22 protein-coding genes are annotated in these 22,324 nt (G+C 38.9%); 13 read left to right on the top strand and 9 right to left on the bottom strand.

From position 1 onward, the window contains the following. Positions 1-107 precede the first annotated feature (107 nt). Positions 108-446: a DOPA 4,5-dioxygenase family protein gene (locus HRT96_RS01170; protein ID WP_293151007.1), complete on the top strand. Its 339-nt coding sequence runs from the start codon at positions 108-110 to the stop codon at positions 444-446. Positions 447-576: 130 nt separating this feature from the next. Here HRT96_RS01170 and HRT96_RS01165 read toward each other — a convergent pair whose 3' ends face one another. The 4 genes from HRT96_RS01165 to HRT96_RS01150 all read right to left on the bottom strand — a co-directional run bounded on the left by HRT96_RS01165 (position 577) and on the right by HRT96_RS01150 (position 3,584). Then, the gene (locus tag HRT96_RS01165) at positions 577-1,149 is read right to left on the bottom strand and encodes a hypothetical protein (protein WP_293151004.1); all 573 of its coding nucleotides are present in this window, start codon (positions 1,147-1,149) and stop codon (positions 577-579) included. 417 nt (positions 1,150-1,566) lie between these two features. Next, positions 1,567-1,737: a hypothetical protein gene (locus tag HRT96_RS01160; RefSeq protein ID WP_293151001.1), complete on the bottom strand. Its 171-nt coding sequence runs from the start codon at positions 1,735-1,737 to the stop codon at positions 1,567-1,569. 343 nt (positions 1,738-2,080) lie between these two features. Beyond that, the gene (locus HRT96_RS01155) at positions 2,081-2,686 is read right to left on the bottom strand and encodes a LysE family translocator (protein ID WP_293150998.1); all 606 of its coding nucleotides are present in this window, start codon (positions 2,684-2,686) and stop codon (positions 2,081-2,083) included. 46 nt (positions 2,687-2,732) lie between these two features. Further along, positions 2,733-3,584, bottom strand: a complete 852-nt coding sequence (locus HRT96_RS01150) for an AraC family transcriptional regulator (protein WP_293150995.1) — start codon at positions 3,582-3,584, stop codon at positions 2,733-2,735. A gap of 255 nt (positions 3,585-3,839) precedes the next feature. Here HRT96_RS01150 and hemB point away from each other — a divergent pair, with 255 nt between their 5' ends. Continuing rightward, entirely contained in the window at positions 3,840-4,832 is a 993-nt protein-coding gene (gene hemB, locus HRT96_RS01145) for a porphobilinogen synthase (protein ID WP_366051112.1), read from the top strand. A gap of 233 nt (positions 4,833-5,065) precedes the next feature. Here the strand turns inward: hemB and HRT96_RS01140 are convergent, their stop codons facing one another. After that, positions 5,066-6,235: an FAD-dependent monooxygenase gene (locus HRT96_RS01140; protein WP_293150992.1), complete on the bottom strand. Its 1,170-nt coding sequence runs from the start codon at positions 6,233-6,235 to the stop codon at positions 5,066-5,068. Between the two features lie 173 nt (positions 6,236-6,408). Between HRT96_RS01140 and HRT96_RS01135 the strand changes: the two genes are divergently transcribed. Further along, positions 6,409-7,317 (top strand): LysR family transcriptional regulator, encoded by a 909-nt coding sequence (locus HRT96_RS01135; protein WP_293150989.1) that lies wholly within the window; start codon positions 6,409-6,411, stop codon positions 7,315-7,317. A gap of 37 nt (positions 7,318-7,354) precedes the next feature. On the opposite strand, the gene HRT96_RS01130 is transcribed toward HRT96_RS01135, so the two are convergent. Further along, the gene (locus tag HRT96_RS01130) at positions 7,355-7,687 is read right to left on the bottom strand and encodes an HAD-IA family hydrolase (RefSeq protein WP_293151378.1); all 333 of its coding nucleotides are present in this window, start codon (positions 7,685-7,687) and stop codon (positions 7,355-7,357) included. 313 nt (positions 7,688-8,000) lie between these two features. Between HRT96_RS01130 and HRT96_RS01125 the strand changes: the two genes are divergently transcribed. Both HRT96_RS01125 and HRT96_RS01120 read left to right on the top strand, forming a co-directional pair. Further along, positions 8,001-8,216, top strand: coding sequence for a hypothetical protein (locus tag HRT96_RS01125; RefSeq protein WP_293150986.1), 216 nt, complete (start codon positions 8,001-8,003; stop codon positions 8,214-8,216). Positions 8,217-8,505: 289 nt separating this feature from the next. Continuing rightward, a complete protein-coding gene (locus tag HRT96_RS01120) occupies positions 8,506-9,165 on the top strand; it encodes a glutaredoxin domain-containing protein (protein ID WP_293150983.1) in 660 nt (219 codons plus the stop codon). 64 nt (positions 9,166-9,229) lie between these two features. On the opposite strand, the gene HRT96_RS01115 is transcribed toward HRT96_RS01120, so the two are convergent. Then, positions 9,230-9,553 carry a DUF3622 domain-containing protein gene (locus HRT96_RS01115; protein WP_293150980.1) on the bottom strand — a complete coding sequence of 108 codons (324 nt, stop codon included), beginning with the start codon at positions 9,551-9,553 and terminating at the stop codon, positions 9,230-9,232. Positions 9,554-9,900: 347 nt separating this feature from the next. Between HRT96_RS01115 and HRT96_RS01110 the strand changes: the two genes are divergently transcribed. The 4 genes from HRT96_RS01110 to HRT96_RS01095 all read left to right on the top strand — a co-directional run bounded on the left by HRT96_RS01110 (position 9,901) and on the right by HRT96_RS01095 (position 14,084). Continuing rightward, a complete protein-coding gene (locus HRT96_RS01110) occupies positions 9,901-10,272 on the top strand; it encodes a hypothetical protein (RefSeq protein ID WP_293150977.1) in 372 nt (123 codons plus the stop codon). A 298-nt stretch (positions 10,273-10,570) separates the two neighbouring features. Then, positions 10,571-12,625: a protein-disulfide reductase DsbD domain-containing protein gene (locus tag HRT96_RS01105; RefSeq protein ID WP_293150974.1), complete on the top strand. Its 2,055-nt coding sequence runs from the start codon at positions 10,571-10,573 to the stop codon at positions 12,623-12,625. Positions 12,626-12,741: 116 nt separating this feature from the next. Continuing rightward, positions 12,742-13,503 carry a DsbA family protein gene (locus HRT96_RS01100; protein WP_293150971.1) on the top strand — a complete coding sequence of 254 codons (762 nt, stop codon included), beginning with the start codon at positions 12,742-12,744 and terminating at the stop codon, positions 13,501-13,503. Between the two features lie 83 nt (positions 13,504-13,586). Next, complete coding sequence (locus HRT96_RS01095) at positions 13,587-14,084, top strand: protein disulfide oxidoreductase (RefSeq protein WP_293150968.1); 498 nt, start codon at positions 13,587-13,589, stop codon at positions 14,082-14,084. On the opposite strand, the gene HRT96_RS01090 is transcribed toward HRT96_RS01095, so the two are convergent. Continuing rightward, entirely contained in the window at positions 14,081-16,936 is a 2,856-nt protein-coding gene (locus HRT96_RS01090) for a methyl-accepting chemotaxis protein (protein ID WP_293150965.1), read from the bottom strand. The two genes, HRT96_RS01095 and HRT96_RS01090, sit on opposite strands and share 4 nt — an antisense overlap. Positions 16,937-17,128: 192 nt before the next feature. Next, entirely contained in the window at positions 17,129-18,304 is a 1,176-nt protein-coding gene (locus HRT96_RS01085; protein WP_293150962.1) for a hypothetical protein, read from the bottom strand. 17 nt (positions 18,305-18,321) lie between these two features. Between HRT96_RS01085 and HRT96_RS01080 the strand changes: the two genes are divergently transcribed. From HRT96_RS01080 to HRT96_RS01065, 4 genes are all read left to right on the top strand, one after another. Beyond that, entirely contained in the window at positions 18,322-19,743 is a 1,422-nt protein-coding gene (locus HRT96_RS01080; protein WP_293150959.1) for a hypothetical protein, read from the top strand. 34 nt (positions 19,744-19,777) lie between these two features. Beyond that, positions 19,778-20,299 (top strand): hypothetical protein, encoded by a 522-nt coding sequence (locus HRT96_RS01075; RefSeq protein WP_293150956.1) that lies wholly within the window; start codon positions 19,778-19,780, stop codon positions 20,297-20,299. Between the two features lie 390 nt (positions 20,300-20,689). Next, positions 20,690-21,082: a diacylglycerol kinase gene (locus tag HRT96_RS01070; RefSeq protein ID WP_293150953.1), complete on the top strand. Its 393-nt coding sequence runs from the start codon at positions 20,690-20,692 to the stop codon at positions 21,080-21,082. A gap of 46 nt (positions 21,083-21,128) precedes the next feature. Continuing rightward, complete coding sequence (locus HRT96_RS01065; RefSeq protein ID WP_293150950.1) at positions 21,129-22,223, top strand: acyltransferase family protein; 1,095 nt, start codon at positions 21,129-21,131, stop codon at positions 22,221-22,223. Positions 22,224-22,324 lie beyond the last annotated feature (101 nt).

Here is a 22,324-nt window from a genome sequence, read left to right as displayed (position 1 = left end):
TAGCCCTGTGTGTTATGTTGAGCCCGTTGTTTTATAAACAGTGTTATCAACAATTTCATAAGCCATTCTTATAACAGAGAGTTATAGCCCTATTTGATGAGGTATTTATGGATACGCCCGTTAACATTCATGCAGACTATCATGCGCATTTTTATTTCGATGAATCATCACTAGTACACGCAAAAGCATTACGAACAAGTATTAATGAAGAATTGGGTTTATATGTCGGTAACTTCAATACCAAACCAGTAGGACCGCATCCACAGTGGAGTTTTCAGGCATCGTTCACCGCTGACGATTTTGATGTATTTGTAGCTTGGTGTATTGAACACAGGCAAGGGATTTCGGTATTGCTACATGCAGTAACAGGCGATGATTTACGCGATCACACCGAGTATGTGCAATGGCTAGGCGCGCCCATCACACTCGATTTATCGCGTTTTTAAAAATCATTTACGGTGAGGGTTACTTACCTAACGCATAAATGGAGATGACTGCGTTAGGTTCATATTTAGTCTAACCTTTCGGATAAATATCACTATCGTAAAAAACTGAAATATACGTGCATAATTGATATCACGTATAATCCGCTACAATCTCACAGGTTTTAATGAAATCAGTTAATCTTTCTTTAGCTACCTGTATAGAAGGTTCCACCGTATCGGTAGTAATATGAAGGTCACCAAAAAATATTTTGTCGTCTTTTACGATCATCCAAAAAGCAAATGTTTCATTCACAGTCGAATTAGCAAAAGTGGCATCTATTATATACCCACTACCAGAAAGTGTTGAAATAGATACTGGAAAAGACTCTCTAAGATGCGTAGTGTAAAACATTTTATCTTCAAGCCGATTTATATAATTACTGAGTGCTATTGCTATAATGGCTTTAGAGTCAGTTAAATTATTCATCCCCTTTAGGAGATACAAATTTTCTTTTTTGTGTAATTCATACGCAGCCAAATGCCAATAATTATTATCATCATCCATAAATGATGCGCTTGTTTTCTTGATACCCGGAGCATTAGCCACCGTAATTTCTACGTTCGGTACGTGGAATTGATCTACTTTACACTCTAATTTACTATTCGCGAGTGCGCTTTCACAAAAGATTAATAAGATCAGTGCAATATATTTAAGATTTTTCATCCAATTTATCCTGAAGTTTGATTATTTTAAAATTTAAATAAAAAGCTTGAACGTTAGCAAATATAAACACAGCATAGAAAAGATATATTTTGTGTTCTGGAGTAGCAGAATTAAATAGCCATATCCCACCAATTACATTTATTAGGTAAATTACGATTGCAAAGAGTCTATTCATGATTAATATAAAGAAGAGGTGTTCAATGTTGTTCGGTTTGCTAACTCAGTATTGACCTTACTAAGTTCAGAGCTATTAAATATCACTGCTCCCCAAATGATTAGAGTAACCCAACCTCCCTTGGATAATTTTTTATTTTTCCAAACTTCTTGTAGTACACTTTTAGTACCTGCTGCTGATGCTGTTACACCTAACCCACTTGCATATGTATTAATTATTTCGTGAATTTTTTTATCAGCTAATCATTCTTCATTAGTCATTGACCACATACCCCATTGAGGGTTGGTTTTTGTATCTAAAACCTTATCAACAAGCTTTCCAGTTAGCGGGCGACTATCAAGGCCTCGTATTAATTTCCACGCTTCCATTTGCTGAATTCGGTTTAAATGTCGGTACATAATAGTTGCAGTCATAGCTTCAACTTCTTGCTGTCCACCACTGGCTACAAATGAATAAGGGATATTAATTATTTTAGCTAAATACCGAAGTGCTCTTTTGGGGACTTCGGCAGGTTGTAAGGAAGTACAGTATGTTCCATTTCTAAATGTCCTTTTTGTCCTTTGAAGATATACAGCTTGTAAGTGTCTTAAAGTCTCCAATTATAACAACAAAGCAACGGTGTTACGTATTATAAAAGTACTAAATACATGGTCGTAACAGTGGGGTAGTCCTGCTCTGGAAAGTGTATCTTTAAGCCATTTTGAATCGCGCCCCTGTTTACTCGACGCTTTCAAGCTTAAGCGCAAAGGTTATTTATCACAGCGTGAACATAGCCGATAACACAGATAACAAAAGTAAGATCGCGAGAATTTTGTTGATGATATTGCTTTGTGTTGGGCTGCTTAATATCTTTCTTGTTAATTGTCCGAGTAATGTCCAGCAAACAAGCGTATTGCAAGCAACGAAGAAGAATATTATTGCTAAGGTTAGATTGTGATTGAAACTATGAGAGTCAGCAGAATTGAATAAGCTGCTTACTGTCATCGCCATAAACCATGTTTTAGGGTTAATGAATTGTAGGCCTGCACCTTGAATCCAACTCGGCCTTGTAAAGGCATCGCTTTTATCTGCTGTTGCTATAGCGGGTGTCCAATACAATTTCCAAGATAACCAGATTAACCATGTACAGCCTATCCATGCCATTGTTTGTTGTAGTAGAGGGTAGGTAATAAATACAGTGGCAATACCTTGTGCTGTTAATAATAGAATTAACGACGCAGCACTTGCAGCACTAATGATAAAAGCGAAAGCAGAATTAATGCCGTATCGATGACCAAGGGTTAACGCGATAAGGTTTGTTGGACCTGGAGTGATAGAGATAACAACAGCAAATAACAAAAAGTTTAAATATAAAGTAGTCATAACAAGATACCATTAAAGTGACGATGTAATTAGTATCTGGGTATTGTCAGCGATAGTCTGGATGATTTGTGCAGAGTTGCTGATAATTTGCAGGTGTTAATTTATAGACTCGACGAAACCAACGTCCTAGATGGCTTTGATCGGCAAAGCATAGCTCGCTGGCTACATCTACTGGTTGATAACCTTGAGAGAGTAATTGACGTGCTTTCACTAAACGTAATTGGATCAAATAAGCATGAGGCGCTAGGCCAAAGGCAGCTTTAAAGGCTCGGCTTATTCTAAATCTATCAGCATCAACTGCGCGAGACAAATCCTCTAAACCAATATCGGTATAAATGTTGGCATGTAAGAAATCTTGTGTTTTAAGCGCTATAGCATCAATCTCAACTGATTTAGACCGTTTTTTACTCCAATCTAAATTTGCGGTTAGTTTTTCTAACATCTGATCTAAGTATGCATCTTTCACTATCTTCGGGTCTTGATGGTGTAACGATAAAAATGCAGATGAAATACTGGCTGACAGTGCTTTGTTATTCGATAGTGTGGTATCAAAGTTAAGTTCAAAACTACTTGGTATATTATCGAACAGGGCTAAAAACTTGTCCTTTATCCATGCTTGTGGGATGTAGAGCATTCGATAAGTAAAGCCACCATATTCAGGTGCTTTGCCATCGTGTATTTCCCCTGGTTCAAGCAGAAAGCTACCACCAGATAAAGATGTGTGGGTATTACGTCTGCAGTTAAACTGTTGAACACCCTGTTCAGTGATACCAACTAAATAACTGTCATGCCAATGCGGATCGTATGCATGACCGTTAAAATGGGCTCTGATTGTTTCAATCCCAGTCTCATCATCTTTACTTAATTCAAGCCAATCCTTAGTCGCTAGCTCTGCCATTTTAATACTTCCTTGTAAACGCAAATACATACTCTACTTAGTTGAATATAAAATGAGATTTGAATCTAGAATATTTGTGCGTTTTTAAGAAATTATTTATTGAGAGATTATGTCGCTAACATATTACTGGGCAGAACTGTGTTAGACAATTGACTACGAAAATATGAAGATGTATAACTCAAACAATTTGATCTTAATACTAATATTTGTATTATGATGTAAATACCTATTTATAACTAGATTAGAATAATCTATATGACAACCTCTATCTCTACCCCTTTAAAACGCTTGCGTCGTATGCGTCGCACTGCAAATATGCGTGATCTTGTTCGTGAACACGAATTTAAATTAGCTGATCTTATTCATCCTATTTTCATTGAAGAAACGTTAACAGAAGAAGTACCGATTACTACTATGCCCGGTATTTCTCGTATTCCAGAAAGTGTGTTGGCAGATGAGGTAAAAACACTTTATAAGCTAGGCGTTCGCTACGTAATGCCGTTTGGTATATCGCATACTAAAGATGAGATTGGTAGTGATACTTGGAATGATGAGGGGTTACTTGCTCGTATGGTGAAAACCATTAAATCAGTATGCCCAGACATGATGGTGATCCCTGATATTTGCTTTTGTGAATATACGACTCACGGTCATTGCGGTGTTTACCATGATGGACATGTATTAAATGACGAGACATTAGAGCTCTTAGTTAAACAAAGTGTAACAGCTGCCAGAGCGGGGGCTGATATGCTAGCACCGTCAGCTATGATGGATGGTCAAGTCAAAGCTATTCGTGAGGGCTTAGATGCTGCAGGTTTTGAACATGTGGCTATTCTTGCTCATGCGGTAAAATTTGCCTCTTCTTTCTATGGCCCATTTCGTGTCGCCGTTGACTGTGAATTAAGTGGCGATCGTAAAGCGTATCAAATGGATTGTGCAAATGGTCGTCAAGCACTGCAAGAAGCCTTACTTGATGCTGAAGAAGGTGCAGATATTCTCATGGTTAAACCTGGTACGCCATATCTTGATGTAGTTGCAAATCTTCGTCGCGAAACACATCTACCTCTTGCTGTTTACCAAGTTGGAGGGGAATATGCTGCTATTAAATTTGCGGCTTTGGCTGGAGCTTTAGATGAAAAGCGTGTTGTGTACGAAACATTAACAGGTTTTAAGCGTGCAGGTGCTGATCTAATTGTTAGCTATTATACTAAACAAGTCGCAGAGTGGTTGGCGAAAGATAAACTATAATTCAATTGTTTATCCGGTCCTAACTCAAAGAAAGGTCAACCAAAAAGGTTGCCTTTTTTATTTGTATGTTTTGTTCAAAGGAAAGCTTTACCATTCTTAAAAAAGAATCAATTTAAGCTGGTATATCCATGATAGGAAATAGGTTAAAGAGCATAAACAGTCTTAGAGGATCACGCTAAGCCAATGATCCACAGAAACTGATTATCGCTTAAACTCCGAAATTTACGGCAGTGTTAAATGTTGATAGGTAAACCGTTAGCCCAGAGTTTAGCGATACTAACAACAGTGCTTTTATGATCCATATTTTTACTCGCTAAATCCCTTTGTTTACAAAACCCTTGGTCTTGGTTAAAAATCGATGAGGCAGCTTGGCGACCACCTATTGTGACTTTTGACGTTTTCGCCGATCTTAACTCGGTAAACTGCTTAAACACCTTAGGTATATCATTCACATTTTCTTTTAAACAATGAACAAAGTGCCATGCATCTTCTAGCGCCTGACAAGCTCCTTGACCAGAAGTAGGTAAAGCGGAATGCGCAGCATCACCGAGTAATATGACATTATTTTTATGCCAGATTTTTATCGGATTATGATCATGAACATAGATTTTATTAATACGGGATAAAGGTGTTTCATTGATGATCTCATTAATAGGATCTGGCCAACGGGCAAACAGTGAACGGAGTTCGGATTTATACAAGTCAGGGTTTACCTCTTCTATATTTTGAGATACGACACCTCCAGCCCAATAAGCTTTTGTTTTTGATACTGGTACTATTCCGAAACGCTCTCCAACTCCCCAGTAATCTGAAACTGAAAGATCAGTGAAAACCTCATTCTTACACTCAAATACACCAATCCAGTTAATAAAACCCTGATAAACAGGATCGTTATTACCATTTACATACTTTCTCGCAAATGAATTCATACGGCCATCAGCGCCAATAATGATATCTGGTTCGATATTTTTACCATTGGTAAATTGCACACAAACTTTGTTGTTATCGTTATTCGAAAGTGCAGTTACATCATGTTGATAATGTATATTGATACTTAGTTCAAGAGCCCGTTGAGTCAATATAGCCATCAGATCTTTACGAATAACAGAATAGCTAGGGTATGCCATTAATTGATTTAGTTGAGTTATGTCTAATGAGCCTAGCGGTTCGCAATGACTAGAAAAACGGTGCATATAGTTGAGTGAACCTGCCACTTTGGCCACTTGGCTTAACACTCCAAGTTGGTCTAAAACAAATGAAGCATTCGGCCAGCATACAATACCGGCACCAATCTCGCTTGGTCGACTATGTCGTTCATAGACATCAACCTCAAAGCCTTCTAGTTTCAATGCAATGGCAGTACTTAACCCGCCGATACCACCACCTAGTATACCTATTTTCATAAATGAGTCCTTATTCGAATAATTAGAGAAAACCTGTATTCCAGCTAATTTTTAATCTTGTCAGTTATATCTTTTTGAGCTGAATCGTTATTAATAACAAACAATATAATTCATATCATTTATGATTATTAGGTGGTATAAGTTGGACTTATTGATATCAATAATGGGACAGTATGATGGATAATATTGATTTCACTTCGCTCAGGATATTTTCTTTTGTTGCTGAGAAAGGCAGTTTTATCGGTGCTGCAAAGGCATTACAAATGCCATCTTCAAACGTGAGTCGTACCATTTCTCAATTGGAAGCTAAACTACAAGTCCGCTTAATTGAACGCAGTACACGACATATGAGGTTAACTGAGTCAGGTGCGCTGCTTTATTCTCGGGCTGGTACATTACTCGACGGCTTAGCGCAACTCGAATCTGACATCACATCAAATAAAACGCAACTGAAAGGCCCACTAAGGCTCTGTATTCCTAATGAAATAGGCCCTAAATTATTGGGAGATTCTATTATTAATTTTGCATTAAAATATCCTGAAGTTAGTATTAACTGTACGACGAACTTAGCCGGGTTTGAGTCTTTAATTGAGGATATCGACATTGCAATTATTATGACGAGGGGGGACCTACCAGACAGTGATTATATTGCACAAAAACTAGCTGAGTTCCCATGTTGCATTGTGGCCGCACCCAAGGTCATTAAGCAATGGGGTAAACCCAGTAACATCAATGATTTTAGTGCATTACCTTGTATAACCACTGCAACTGCACTCCAAGGGAAAGCTTGGCAATTTATTAAAGACAGTGGGGGATTTCATCACGTAAGCGTGTCTAGTAACTTTAAAGTCAACAGCGGAGAAATGGCTTTCAAGGCAGCTTTATCGGGGATTGGTTTTGCTATCCTTTCCCGTTATGCTTGTGATGAACATATAAAAGATGGCCGTCTCATTGAATTAAATTTTGCATCCAATGCTGCACCGTTGAATCTATACGCTGTATACTCTCATCGAGTATTTCTCCCTGAAAAATTCCGGGTATTTATTGAATTTTTAAAAGCTGATTTAGCTCAACTTATATGAAGTTCACCTTCGGGTTTTCCATTAACTCTTTACCAACTTAGCTCATAGGCCGCATTTTTTTCCTAATGGATAATACCGAAAAGCTATCGAGGATTAAGTCCGCTAACGCTAAATCAGATTTTTTATGACTTGTTAATAGCGCAATAGTAAAACATCCTGCGTCTTTTGCTGATTTTATCCCTGCTGGAGAATCTTCAAATGCGATACAGTTTTTAGGATCTAAACCTAGATTTTTAGCCGCTAGAATAAATGGAGCAGGATGAGGTTTCCCATAAGTCACATCTTCGGCGCAAACCATGCTATCTGGAAGTTCAAACCCAGATGCAAGTAAACTCGTTTCTGCTACTTTTCTAGGCCTACTCGTTGCTATAGCCCATGAACATGAGGAAATATGTCTGAAAATTCAATGTTTTTTTGTAATGCCCATGTCTTCCAAATATTGTTTATAACCTGAGTTGTGTTTACGAGAGCAGCGTCAACATCAAAAATAAATAATTGACTAATTGTTGCAACAAGAAACATAACGCTATCTATACCGTTTATGCAGCTAACGCACACTAATCATGCCGCGATCGCTGAATTATGTCATTTTAAAACAATATATTGAAACGAAAGAACAAAGAGCCTACCATAAAAAATATCAATAAAACTTAAACAATATACATTCGATGTGGAGTATACATATGAACAATGATGACCTTGAAAATTTATTAAACAGCATTCAATCTGAAGTAAATAATGATGCTACGTCTGGTAAAAATATAACTACTTATAAATTATCAGATGAAGCTCTTACTGAAAAAGTGCTTGATGTACTTGCTGAAAAATTAACGGGCTACAAAGACGTTAAAATTGACGGCAGCAATTTAATTTTGAGTCATGCTGACAAAAAAGATTAACTGTACCACTATAAACTTAGCTTCTACCAAATATGAGGTTGTTTTAACATCCTCATATTTCCTCCATCATTAGGACGACATTTCTAGTTACGCATTAGACATTGAAAGTTAATGCTCATCTCATACTATTCCCTGATTGCCTGCTTTACTCACAATTCGCTACACTTTCGCCCATTAACAATTTGTAAGATATTGACCTGTATCATTAGTGTTATTTCACTTACTCCAATGGTTAAAGTCGCAAGTGTGGACCATGGATGTTAACGCAACATAGAAAGGATTAAGGGATATGAAAAAGTTGATTGTGCTTATAGCCGCGATTGCATTTGTGAATCACTATAATCCAAGCCTACTTAGTTTTATTTGGCAAAAGGACGGGGCGTTTAACGCCAGTGGCACAGCTAAAGCATTGCTGTTCGTGCATGGCGAATGTGGTGTGCCTTGTAACGCTGCGTTAGAGCACCTTAAAAGCAAATCGATAAAGCCTGATGTAATAGACCTAAAAGACAATGCCGACGGTAGAACGCTATTACTGAGATATGTTGATAGTACAACGCTACCGGTATTGGTGGTGGGCAATAACATCTATAACGGGTTTAATGCACGTAGCTACAATGAGTTTCTGTACGAGATAAAAGGTGACAGCATTTTTTCTTGGCGAGATAAGCGTGTTTATAAGCAACATTTTAATGAGTTTAATCAACCTAAGGTGGTGATTTACAGTGCTCGAGGCTGTGCTCGCTGTAGCGATCTTCGCGATGATTTTGATTCATATGGTATTGAGTATATTGAATGGGATATTAATAACAACAGTGAAGCGAAAATCCGTTATAACATTCTGGCGCAGGCATATGGTGGTTCAAGTGATGCGTTGTTGTATGTGGGTACAAGACGGATAGAAGCGTTTGAGGTTGTTAGTGTGTTACAAGCGATAGAAGATTTGATGTGAGAGTCCATCGCTAATTAAGCGTAATTAGCGATGGTAGTAAGACGTTGTTTATATCTTGGTGATATTAAACGTCGTCTTTTTCTGATGTTTCTGATGCTTCTGATGCTTCTGATTCATCAGATTCGTCTGACTCTTCAGCACTCTCTTCTGCATTCTCTTCAACGCTTTCTGAAACGAGGCGAATGCGACGTGCGTTACGTTCGATTTGGTTTTGTAAGAAACCTTTTAATTCAGTTTCAGCCCAAATTTTTGCTTCTTCTTCTGAAGCAAAGCCCGCTTGGCTTTTTGATACAACTGTTTTTTTAGATGTGATTTTTCTCACGATTTCAGCAGTCCAAGAACCGTCTACTAATACCAAATTAAAATCGTACTTTTTACCTTTAGCCATGTGTCTATTTCCTAGCGATTATTCAGTGTTATATACCCAAGCTACTTTATCAGAGATTAGCTCAGGTAACTTTTTTGTGCTTTTTCATTCTACTTAATCATCGCGATACGTTTTGTTATCAACACTGGATAAAGAGAAATGAACTAGAGGGCGGGATTCTAGGCTAAAATCACAAAAATACCAGCAGTTAATTAAATTCATCACTACATTTTAGTATAAAGCAGCGATTATTAGCTATTTTTCGTAAAGAAGGGTAATTTTAATAAGCCTGACTTGTGATATTTACTGATTATCGGTAAAAAGAGACTCTATGACGAATTCAACCAATAAGCTTAATCATAAAAAATATGCGCATCACTAAACCAACAAACAATGCCAATATCAACCTGCTATTAATAGTCGTGTTTTTGATTGCTTGTATGGTCAACAATGCTTACGCATTTAATCAGCCTATCTCTAGTGGTGAACCGTTGAGTGCTACAACGACTGTTGAACTTTATAATGCCAGTTATGCTGATAGCAGTGATGGCGTTTGTAAGCTGACAGAAAAACTGTTGCAAAAAGCCAGTACTCACATGGATGAACTGGTCATGGTCATTTTGATGATCATCCTGTTTAGTCATTATTTCACGCGCCAGACGCTTAATGTTGCCTACCTCTCCAATACATTTGTACCTTCGCAACGCCGCCATCTCATCTTGTGTAAATTCGACGAGTAATATTCTGTATACCCAAGTTACTTCAAGTTGCTATCGCTTGGACATAGTTAAAGGCGCTAATAGTTAAAGGCGCTAATAGTTAATAACCATTTGATATTTACTATTTGAACTTAAAAGTTAAGTCTTTTCTGTAACTCAGGTATATTAAATTATTATGATCATCATCTATAGATAAGGTATGCGTGACTTTTCTTGACAAGATAAGCACTCGGCATTACCTGTTTATTGACAACCGACTAAATGCAATTGGTATTGAAGTATCGATAAGATGACTGTAAATACTTTTTGGAGACATGATTTGAAGACAATAAAAACCTTATTTGTAACTTGTTTACTGTTTATCTCGGCGAGTATTTCGGCGCAAACAACAGGTTGGTTACAAGACCCAGCGCATCCACCGATTCAGTTACGTTTTATGTTAACTGGGCAAGTGGATAAAATTAACAATACTGTGCCTGCCGTACTCGAAGTCAAACTTTCTGACGACTGGAAAACCTATTGGCGCTCACCTGGTGAAGGTGGTATCGCCCCAAGTATTGATTGGCAGGATTCGACAAACCTTGTTGACAGTGATTGGCAGTGGCCAGTACCCAAGCATTTCTCATTGCTTGGATTAGAGACCTATGGTTATACCGATGCGGTCAGTTTTCCCATGCAGTTACAGTTCGAAGACATTAATAAACCGTTAATGTTAGCGGGTACATTAACCTTATCTTCGTGTACGACTATTTGTGTGTTAACGGACTATGACATCAACATGTCGGTTGATATTCAAAACTTGCAAGCGGATGCTGAAGCAATGTTTTTATATAATAAAAGCATCACTAAAGTACCGAGAAAAGTGGATGATAATAACGCGATCCAATTAGTGTGGGATCACGTTAATAGTCAATTGCAGGTGACAATATCTGGCTATAACTGGGGCGAAACCCCAAGATTATTGATCGATGGCGACTTAGACACGGCATTTAAACTAAAGACGGTCGAAGAGTCTGATGATAGTTTAATGGCGGTATTTAACGCCAGTAGCTGGTTGGGTGAGGTTGAATTAATCGATAAAACGTTAAACTTAACCGTTATCACGTCAGAGCAAGCGTTAGAGTTCTCGGCGCCTGTTATTGCAGGGCAAGTCACTATTGCAGGTCAGTCTCTGATCGGGATCGTACTGTTCGCTTTATTAGGCGGTTTGATCCTCAATATAATGCCGTGTGTATTACCGGTTCTAGGCATGAAATTGAGCACGATTATCGATGCGCCAAGACTCGAGAAAGGTAAAATCAGACAACAGTTTCTGGCTTCTGCTGCGGGTATCATCGTGTCGTTCTGGTTACTTGCCGCTTTCATCTTTGCATTAAAAGTATCAGGTCAAGCGATAGGTTGGGGTATCCAATTCCAAAGTCCTTGGTTTATTGCTGGCATGGTAGTGATAACCGCCGTGTTCTCATTAAACATGTTAGGCGCATTTGAATTTAGTTTATCGTCAAATGTACAAACGAAATTAGCAACCGCAGGTGATGACAGTAATCGTGGGCATTTCTTGCAAGGTATGTTCGCTACATTACTCGCCACGCCTTGTAGCGCACCATTTTTGGGTACCGCGGTTGCTTATGCTCTGGGTGCTGATACGGTAAGTTTATTTGTTATCTTTACTGCCTTAGCGATTGGTATGGCGTTGCCGTGGTTACTCGTTGCCACTTTCCCAAGCCTTGTCAGTCTATTACCTAAACCTGGCCGTTGGATGGGTTCAGTAAAAACGGTGTTTGCTGGCTTATTAATGCTGACTTGTTTATGGCTAGTGACCTTACTGTCTAGTTTCTTACCTACGCTGGTTATTTATAGTTTATTTAGCTTTGTTAGTCTGGTCTTTATTGGTTTTATGATAAAGCTTAAAGGTAAACGTGCAGTACTTATTAGCGTCAGTGTTGGTTTGTTACTTGGTAGTGCGGGTATGTTGGCAGCCTCTTTAACAACCAGTCAATGGTCGCAAGGACTTCCCGATGAGCTAGTGTGGCAAGAACTTGATATTGCCTCTATCGAACAGCAAGTAAAAGAGGGGAAAACGGTCTTTGTCGATATTACGGCTGATTGGTGTATTACCTGTAAGGCCAATAAAATTGGTGTGGTATTACAAGACCCTGTTTACAGCAAACTACAAACAGAAAACATAGTAACGATGAAGGGCGACTGGACAGTTCGTTCTGACAAGGTGACTGATTACCTGCAAAACAATGGTCGTTTTGGTGTGCCATTTAATATCGTTTACGGCCCGAAAGCGCCAAACGGTATTCCACTACCGGTCATTTTAACTGACGATGCCGTGATGAATGCGATTCAGCAAGCGAGCGGTGAATAATATTAATGGCTATTCCGTGTGGATGCATGGGGTAGCGCGATTTGTCGAAGTTTATCGCTATTTATAAAATGTATAGACATAAATTTATAGACACAAATTTATTAATGGGAATAACCATGAAAATGAAACTATCAGTAATATCAGCCGTACTTTCAATCGGTATTTTTGCAACGCAAATGGCTTGGGCTGCACCTGCAAAAACAGACGCGACAGCGTTACCACAAGCAGAGTTTAATCAAATGCTGAAAGAAGCGTTGGTCAATAATCCTGAAATATTAAAAGAAGCGATTATTGCACTACAGGCACACGAACAAAATAAAGTGAAAGCACAACAAGATCAAAGTTTAGATAACAACAAAGCGGCGTTGTTTAACAACAAAATGGATCCGTGGATGGGTGCTAAAAATCCTGAATTAACCATTGCTTACTTTACTGACTTCAATTGTCCTTACTGCAAGAAAATTGAGCCATTATTAGACCGTTTAGTTGAAAAGTACCCAGAAGTACGTGTGGTTTATAAATTGGTGCCGATCTTAGGTGCAAGTTCGAAAGAAGCAACTGATTTAGCCTTAACCGTGTGGGCAAATGAGCCCGCTAAATTTGCGGGATTACATAAAAAATTAATGTCACGCCCAAGTCGTTTAGACAGTGGTGCTATCGCTAAAGTGGGTCAGATAACAGGCACGGAAGAATGGTTAGATAATACGGCTGCGAGTGTTGAAATGACAATTGAAAGTAGTATGACGTTGATGCGTGAGTTTGGACTAAGTGGCACGCCAGGTCTTATCTTTGCCGATCAAATTGTCGGTGGCCTCGTGCCTTACGAGCAGCTTGAACAACAAGTGAAACGTGCATTAGAAGCGCAACGTAAGCAGTAATTTACTCTTCATATTGATACCTATTGCATTAAATAAGTGATTAATTATTTATTGTGATTGGTATTATCAAAGGAAACGAATAAATGAAACAACGACTGCTGGGTTGGGGTAAACAGTTAGCCATATTTCTGCTTTTAGCATTTATTATTACGGCGGTTGTAGATGTATGGCGTGGCAAAGACTTTCTTAAAGATAACGTTCCAGCGTTAGTTGGGACGACATTGTCGGGTGAAATGGTCGATATTGCTGAGCTAAGTAAAAATAAAGCTGTGGTTGTCTACTTTTGGGCCACATGGTGTCCTGTGTGTAGCTTTGTTAGCCCGGCTGTTGATACCTTGTCGGCATACTATCCGGTGGTGACGGTGGCATTAAGTTCAGGCGAAGATCTGCGGGTGAAGAAATATTTACAACATCATGAATATAGCTTTGATGTCATTAGCGATGAAAATTATGATTTAGGGAGTGACTGGAAAATTAAAGTAACCCCAACCATCTTAATTATCAAAGATGGTGAGATTAAATGGTTTACTACCGGATTTACCAGTTTACCTGGGATCTGGTGGCGTTTAATGATGAGTTAAAACTCATCCCAATTGTCGTTATTGGATAATGCGGCGATAGCCTTGTCATTGGATTGTTTTTTCTGCACTGTTACTGGTTGAGCTGTCGGTTGTTGTCCACCGCGTCGGTTGCGGTTCGCATTCGTTGAGCGGGGTTGGGTACCTTGCTGACGCTGTGTACCTTGATAATGTGATACATTTTGCATTTGTTGTTCTTCTTGCTCTGTTTGTACCAGCTTAAAGAATTGGATTAACTGGGTCATGTGATTGACCTGTTCAGACATGGCTGAGCTTGCAACGGATGCTTGCTCGACCAGTGACGCATTTTGTTGAGTCACTTCATCCATTTGATTCACGGCTTGGTTTACTTGCTCAATACCGCTAGATTGCTCTGTCGCCGCATTACTGACTTCAGCAATCATATTGGCTACGTGTTCAACTGAATGCACAATCTCTTGTAATGTCTCACCTGACTCATTGACTAATGATGAACCTATTTTTACTTTTTCAACACTGTCGCGGATCAGGTCTTTAATTTCTTTCGCTGCATCAGCTGAGCGTTGTGATAGATTTCTGACTTCAGCAGCAACGACAGCAAAACCACGTCCTTGTTCACCAGCTCGTGCTGCTTCGACCGCGGCGTTTAGGGCTAATAAATTGGTTTGGAAGGCTATTTCATCAATGACACCGATAATATCGTTGATACGATTACTCGCAGTCAGTATCTCTTTCATTGCCGAAACGGCTTCTTGTACGGTTTTACCGCCATTTTGAGCTTTATTTTTGGCCTCCGTCGCCAACTTATTCGCTTCATCGGTATTGGCGGCACTTTGTTTCACGGTAGCTGTGATCTCTTCCATACTCGACGCTGTTTCTTCTAATGAGCAAGCCTGTTCTTCCGTGCGTTGACTGAGGTCTGTATTACCCAGTGCGATCTCGTGTGATGCGGTACTGACCGTCTCTGCAGAGGTTCGGATCTGGCTGATAATAGAGGTTAGCTTGTCGATGGTGTTATTGGCATCATTTTTAATTTGTTGAAATTCACCATTATACTCTTGCTCGATTGACTGGGTTAAATCCCCTTCGGACATGCGAGAGAACAAGCCCCCCACATCGCTGACAAACAATGATGAACTCTCAAGTAACTCATTTAATCCTGTGCTTAATTTAGTAAAGAACTCATTTTTACCTTCAAGCGTAATACGTTTGGATAAATCACCATTCGCCGCCGCCGCAACAATCTCGTCGATTTCTTGTTCGATTGCCAGTTCTGCGGTTTTATCACTCCATTCCACCACAGTACCTAGACGGTCATTCGCTGCGTTTGTCACCGGGTTAAGTGTTAACTGCATCGTTCTGCCACCAATCTTGATATTTGCCTGATGGGTAGATGACAGCCCTTGTAACATCTGCTGTTGATGTTGTGGGCGCTTATGGAATACATCGATACTCTCGCCGAGTAAATTGTCTACATTAAAGTTGGGTAAATCTTTTCTGAAATCTTGTTCAGCATTCTTAAGTAATTTATTCACCGACTCATTCATATAAATAATATTACGTTGTCCATCTGCCACCATGACATTTGCTGTCACGTTATCTAAGGCATTTTTGATACGTAATGCTTCTTCAGCGGTTAAACGTGACTCTTGAATATCAAAGTTGAGTTTGGTCTGGGTGACGTAAATTGCTTGGAATAATTTACCAAATTCACTGTTATTACGAATTTCAAATTTGTTCTCGTATTTACCTTCATTAATTTTGCTGAAAATACCAATGAGCTGCTTGATTGGCTTAATGATTGCTCGACTTAGCACCATTATGCCAAGTAAGGCCAAGATAAGGAACGTAGCGAGTCTTTCTGCACCTAAACTAATAAATGAATCGGTGATTTGCGTATGCAGGGTATTCGAGGCCTGCTGTGTGAGTGATGCGTAGTTTTGTTGTAATTGTACAATGGCATTAAGCGCGGGTTTGTCATCTACTTTCACACTGGCGTCAATCTGGCTTATTCCTGCACCATTAGTGATGAGAGCTTGAACGCTATCTAGATGTTGTCGATATTGTTCTGCAACATTGATGATGTCTTTTAATGCATTTTGTTCGAGTGAACTAACACCAGATAAGGCTTGATAACGGCTGATTTGACTCAGTAATCCTGTATAACCTTGAATAAATTGTGCTCTGTAATTGTCATCTTGACGGAGAATATAATTTTTGAATTGATGAATAACACCGCCATAGCCTAATGATGCCGTTATCTCATTGATAAGCGTACTACGCGCTGCAATGTTCGTTTGGTAATGATCCCAAGCCGTATCAATTTTGTGCACGTTATCATATTGAACGAGTGCACCTGCTATTAAGATAAAGGCGACAAAGGTGGTCAATATTGACAGTTTGGTTTTTAGTCCTGCGGTAGTCAGTAATTGCTTGAACGCAACAATGGGGTTTTTACGGGGCTGGTTATCCGTGTTTATGGCTTGATAGGTGAGCTCAGCTTCTTTGATTTCTTGCTGAGTCGGTTTGGTTCTAACCGACATATATTCTATCACTTGGCCGTTTTTCTTGATGGGGATGACATTGGCGACTACCCAGTAAAAATCCCCATTTTTCACTCTGTTCTTAATGATACCAGTCCAAGGGTTACCTTGTTGTATTGTTTCCCAAAGGTCTTTAAAGGCCGCGGGTGGCATGTCTGGATGCCGCACTATACTGTGGCTTTTACGTAACAATTCAGCCTCGGTAAAACCGCTGATCTCGAGGAATGCTCTATTCACGAAGGTAATAGACCCTTTTAGATCTGTTTTGGAGACAAGAATATCTCCTTCTTTCATAAACTGTTCAGTATCCGTAATTGGCATGTTGATTTTCATTGCCATTGCCTCCAGCTTGGGTAAATTCCTATATACCCAAGTAACTTGGGTATGAACAACCCTAGTTATAAATTGGTAATATGAGAGGCATTAGTAATAGAAATCAAATTATTGCGATCTAGAGCTTATAAAACATATTCTATCCATAAAATTATGCGGTGCTCGGCATCAGACAAAAGCGCTCTAGTCATACTAAGAAGATAATAGTTTTACGCCTTTCAATACCGAGACCGTATAGCCGTATTGGTTTTGATAAAACTTAGAGATAAAACCACTGATGTAAATGTATGATTTTTCAGTGATCGACTGGCTATGATTAAATTGTACCACGCGACCGAGATCATCTTTACCCCGTATATCGTAGCGTTTGGTGACGATTTGGTATTTACAGCTATTTATCGTAATACGACAACGTACATCATCACCTAGCTTGCCTTTTAAGCGTAAAGTTTCACTAATATTGCTGCCATCGTTATGTAATGCTAGTTTTTTGTCAGTTGCTAGTGGTGATTTATGACTTAATAAACCTTGGTTATTGACGATGTAATTCGAGATGATTAATGCCGCTGTGGCGAGTTCATTTTCAGCCAATACACTTTGTCCACACAGCTGTTTTAACTTATCGTTTAAGCTGGTTGATTTCATTTGCTTGGTATACAAAATGGCTTTTTCAACAAATTCAAAACTGAGGTCTTTAGGGAATGATGATGTTTTATAGCGCTGAGCCGCTTTGTTGTAACTGGCATGCTTAAAGTCATGATGAAACTGGATCGCGTCTTGTTTACTGACAAAACCATGTTGGCGAATTTCGTCTTCGACAATTGCTAAGTATAAACGTAGCGGGGCACCGGATGAATAAGCTTGACTAAATACACTGTGTTGCAGTTGTTCAAGATGCTTAACTAATGTAGGTAGTTTTTGTAAATAATGCACAAATGGCATTAACTCGGGTAAGCGTTTTTTTACACACGTTAAATGCGCGCAGAAGTCACCTTGTTGCGGATGACTAAATATCAACCCCTGACTACGATTCGTAGTGGTATTGCAGATGCTACAAATGCGGGTGAAACTTGGATTTTTTAATAAGTTGATTGGTTGCGCATATTCATTTATCGCATAGATATTTTTGTTATCAGTGATATCATAATAGGCTTCGATAATATATCGCGCGTCGCTTTGTTCTAATAGTTCTAATGTAATTTCATAACCTTGAGCTGTCACCAGTTGGTCTGCTTTTTTTACTGTCAGCGCCGAGACTGGATTAACAGTAACAAAGTCTGAAAAAGCAAAGGAATCAAAAGGTGCAAGTAAGTCTTCTATGGTAGACTTTAGGTTAGCGTATTGCTCAGTTGTAATTAAATATGGCATTGTGGTGTTAAACAGTTATGAATAGAAAAATGGAGAGCACATACTTTATCGTGCCCGATCATATCGCGCAATCATCATCACTTTCTGATGCTGGATTTCGCTTATTAGTATGGATGTTATGTAAAAAGAATAAAGATCGTATTGCGGATTTTTCGCGTTTTTCGCTGCAATCTGATAAGCAGCATAGCATTACTGAACTGATTAATAAAAACTATCTTCAGCAAGATGATACAGGCTTGTACATCAATAATGCCATTATGTATGAAGACTTTAAAGAACAGGCCGCAGCGCCAGTGTCAGCCGTGGATCCAAGCCTGCAATATTTCCAGCAGGTCTTTGACTTGGTGGCTGAGTATTCCCAGAAACGCCTGAATTTTAATAATGGTAAATTCCGGGTGCGCTGTGATGAATTTATGCGTCAAGGTTTTACTATCGAGCATATCAAGGTGCTCTGTATTCAGCTGAATAGCCGTAACTCTGCCTTTGATTGGTATGAGCTTGATGGTACTGAATTACAACATATTAAGGACGTCTCAGCGGTTAATCGAGTGAATGCGCCAGCAAGTATTAAGCCGATGAATAACCCAGTCTCTGAAGCGCGCCAGCCTTTTCAACCAACGCTCAGCCGCCAAGGCGTTAGGCATATCCAAAATCAAAGTGGTTTTATGCCGAACTACCATCAAATTAGGCAAGATCCACAAAAGATGGCGGACATTAAGCAAGTTTATGACTATTGGTTTAGTTCTAAACGCTTACAGATGTCGCAATATATTGCACCAAAACAAGCGCATTTTGAGAAACTGCATAGTTTGCTAATGTTACATTCTATTGCAGAGCTCAAGCGTGCGGTAGATGGGGTTGACCATCGTCGTGACTTGGTCAATAAGGGTCGTAATTTTAATGATATTTTTACTAACTCGGGCAATATTGAGAGCCTGATTAGTTTAGCGGATAGTATGGAAGTCAGCCAAGCTGATTCTCCAGCGTTACGCATTTTTAATTATTGGCTTGAACGCACACAAACGGCTGCCGGCATTAATTTACGCATGACCGCAGAGCAACGTGATAAGTTATTACTGCGCTTGGAAGTATTCGCCGAAGCTGATCTTAAATTAGCGATTGATGGTGCCCAGGTTGACCCCTATTATCAATCGGTTAACTTTGCTTTTGGTCTATTATTTAAAGATGATACCAGTGTGCATAGCCTTATATCATTAGCATTGAATGGTAAGCAAAATGTGTCGAAAGCCAGTCGTAAAGATAGCAACTTAAATAAAGCCTTAGCTGATATGGGGATCAGTAAGTTAACCGTAGGCATGACAGCGCAGAACGGCGGACAATTACGACCTGTGATGAATGAGAGAACGGTAACACAAGCGCCATTAAAAACATTACCAGCACACTTTATTGATCCGGGTTTTACCGACGGTGATGATTAACGCATTTAAACACTAAATTTTAATAGTAGGGCGTATGGAACAAACAATTAGTTTAACTCAGCCACAAACAGAAGCGATTGCAACTATGTACACCATGCTTGCAAGTAGTTTTCCGTCATTTAATTATGATTATGATTCGGCACAATTTAATATCTGGAAGCTGACATTTACCAAATATGCGCCAGAAGCGGTTATCAAGGTCGCAGAGCAGATCCCGACACTGCGTCGCAGCAATGGTTTACCTTATGATTTCCCGCCTAGTTTACCTGTGGTCGCGGATATGATTATGCGTGAGTCTATCGTATTAATGGGCCATTCCGATCACGATAAAGCGTATGAGCGTTTGTTCAAATTTAAACGTAAGAGTCCGGCGGAACGTGCCGCGACTGGGGATAATTTTGTGTATACCCTATATCGCCAATTAAACAATTATATGGCGATGGACGCTGATAAATTCCGCCCTATTTTTACCCGTGAATATTTAAAATTGGCCGATGGCGTCACCAAAGGCACCACGGTGTTAGACCAAATACCACTGGCGATTGAGCGTAAATAAGCATTGCTGGCTAGCGTATGCACTGGCATTTGATGTCGGCGATGCTAATTAATCTGATACTAAGCCTGTCTAGAACAGGCTTTTTTTAGTCGGAAATAGACTGCAGCACCAAGTATATCTTTCAATCTACCACTACATCCCCCCGAACGTTGTCATTTTTGTTATATACCTTTAATCGATACCAAAAAGATATTTCTATTGGTAACAAGTGTTACTCGGCAATATTTAATATGTTGTAACAACAGAAATGCTCTATCATTTTAATATAGTGTAATGATCAATCAGATTAAGCGATATGGATCAATACCAGAGCGCACCGAGCTAAAGATAATTTTCTATAGTCGCTCGTATCCGACCTCTAATATGCAACTTATTTTATTGAGGATATTCATGAAGCAATCCCGCCCTTTGAATCAGCAAAGCGGAAAACCAGGTTATATCGGTTTGAAACGAATATTTAAAGCGACTGGTTATTCGATGCAAGGGCTACATGCAGCGATTAAATATGAGTCTGGGGTAAGACAGGAATTACTGTTATTACTGATATTGACGCCTGTCGCATTAATGCTAGATGTGACTAATATCGAGAAGATCTTATTGGTTGGAACTTTAGTATTAGTGTTGATTGTTGAATTATTGAACTCTGCAGTAGAAAGCACGGTTGATCGCATTGGGAGTGAATACCATGAGTTAAGTGGTCGTGCTAAAGATATAGGGTCTGCCGCAGTATTTGTGAGCCTCTGCCTTGCTATATTTGTATGGTTTATGATTGTGGTTTTATAGTGAGAAATATAATTCGCCTCGTTAAAGTTACAAAAGGGATCAGCATATGATTTGGAATGGCATTACTAAGGTAGATTCGAACATTTTAAAAGGGTTGGGTATCTTAATGATTGCTATTCATAATTTCATGCATCGTTTTCCTACCCCAAGCGAAAATGAAATGGAATTTACGTCGGGAAAAGTGTTCAATTTATTTGATATTTTATTCACTGAGCCCGCTGGTATTATTCGTGCACTATTTAGCTATTTCGGCCATTTTGGCGTGCAGATATTTATCTTTTTAAGTGCTTATGGCTTAATGAAAAAATATGCTAAAAATGAAAATAAGCTGTTATATATAAAATTTATTACCGATCGCGTTGTAAAAATTTATCCGATGTTTTTACTCGCAATCGTGTCATACTTTATTTTTATGTTTACTTTTAATGTTGTTTATAATGGTATGGGGTTTGCTGAATGGTTTGTCCCTCTTTCAAAACCACTTATTTTAAAATTATCTCTGTTATATAACTTTTATCCTAATCAAGGTCTATCGTTAGTTGGACCCTGGTGGTTTCTATCGTTTATCTTTCAATTTTACTTAATCTTTCCATTTATACTGGCTATGTTCAAGCGGTTTGGAAATGTATTTTTAATCGCTATTAGCTTAGTCTGTATAACTATTTCGTTGCTGACTAACGGTTATTTATATAGTGATGTCAGTGTGTTCATTACCGTTATTGGTCACATGCCGGTATTGTGTTTAGGGATTTATTTAGCGCAAGATAAGCCGGTAAACTTACCAAATTGGTTGTTTGGTATTTCAATTGCCGCATTCGCCGCAGGCAATTTTAATGAATATGCCTTCTTAGTTAGTCATTTCTTTTTTTGTATTATCTTGCTCTTTGTTTTTAGTTTTATATTGAAACACATTGAAGAGGGCAGTTTGGTGTTCAAAACATGTATGTTTTTTGGCTCGATCTCAATGCCGTTATTTTTGGTTAATGGCTTCTTAAGAACGCCTTGGGAAAGCATGGCCCGTGGGATAAACAATGAATTAATAACCATTATATTGTGTTTATTGTTTATGACAATCGCTTCGCTTTATTCAGTGTTTTTGTTGAAGGTCAATAATAAATGTCATCGTTTATTAAAACGGTAAATCCTCGACGTCATGCCTTGAATACCCTCAGCTTTTGGTTTACTGATTGTGCATCTTGAAGTCGCTTGGGTATATGACCTCGTTTCACTGAGCGTTTATGT

Origin of the sequence: Moritella sp. (genome assembly GCF_013215705.1) — a bacterium.
In the GTDB taxonomy this organism is placed as follows: Bacteria; Pseudomonadota; Gammaproteobacteria; order Enterobacterales; family Moritellaceae; genus Moritella.
The sequence above is the reverse complement of the archived record's forward strand: the minus strand, read 5'-3'. Positions and strand labels throughout refer to the sequence as shown.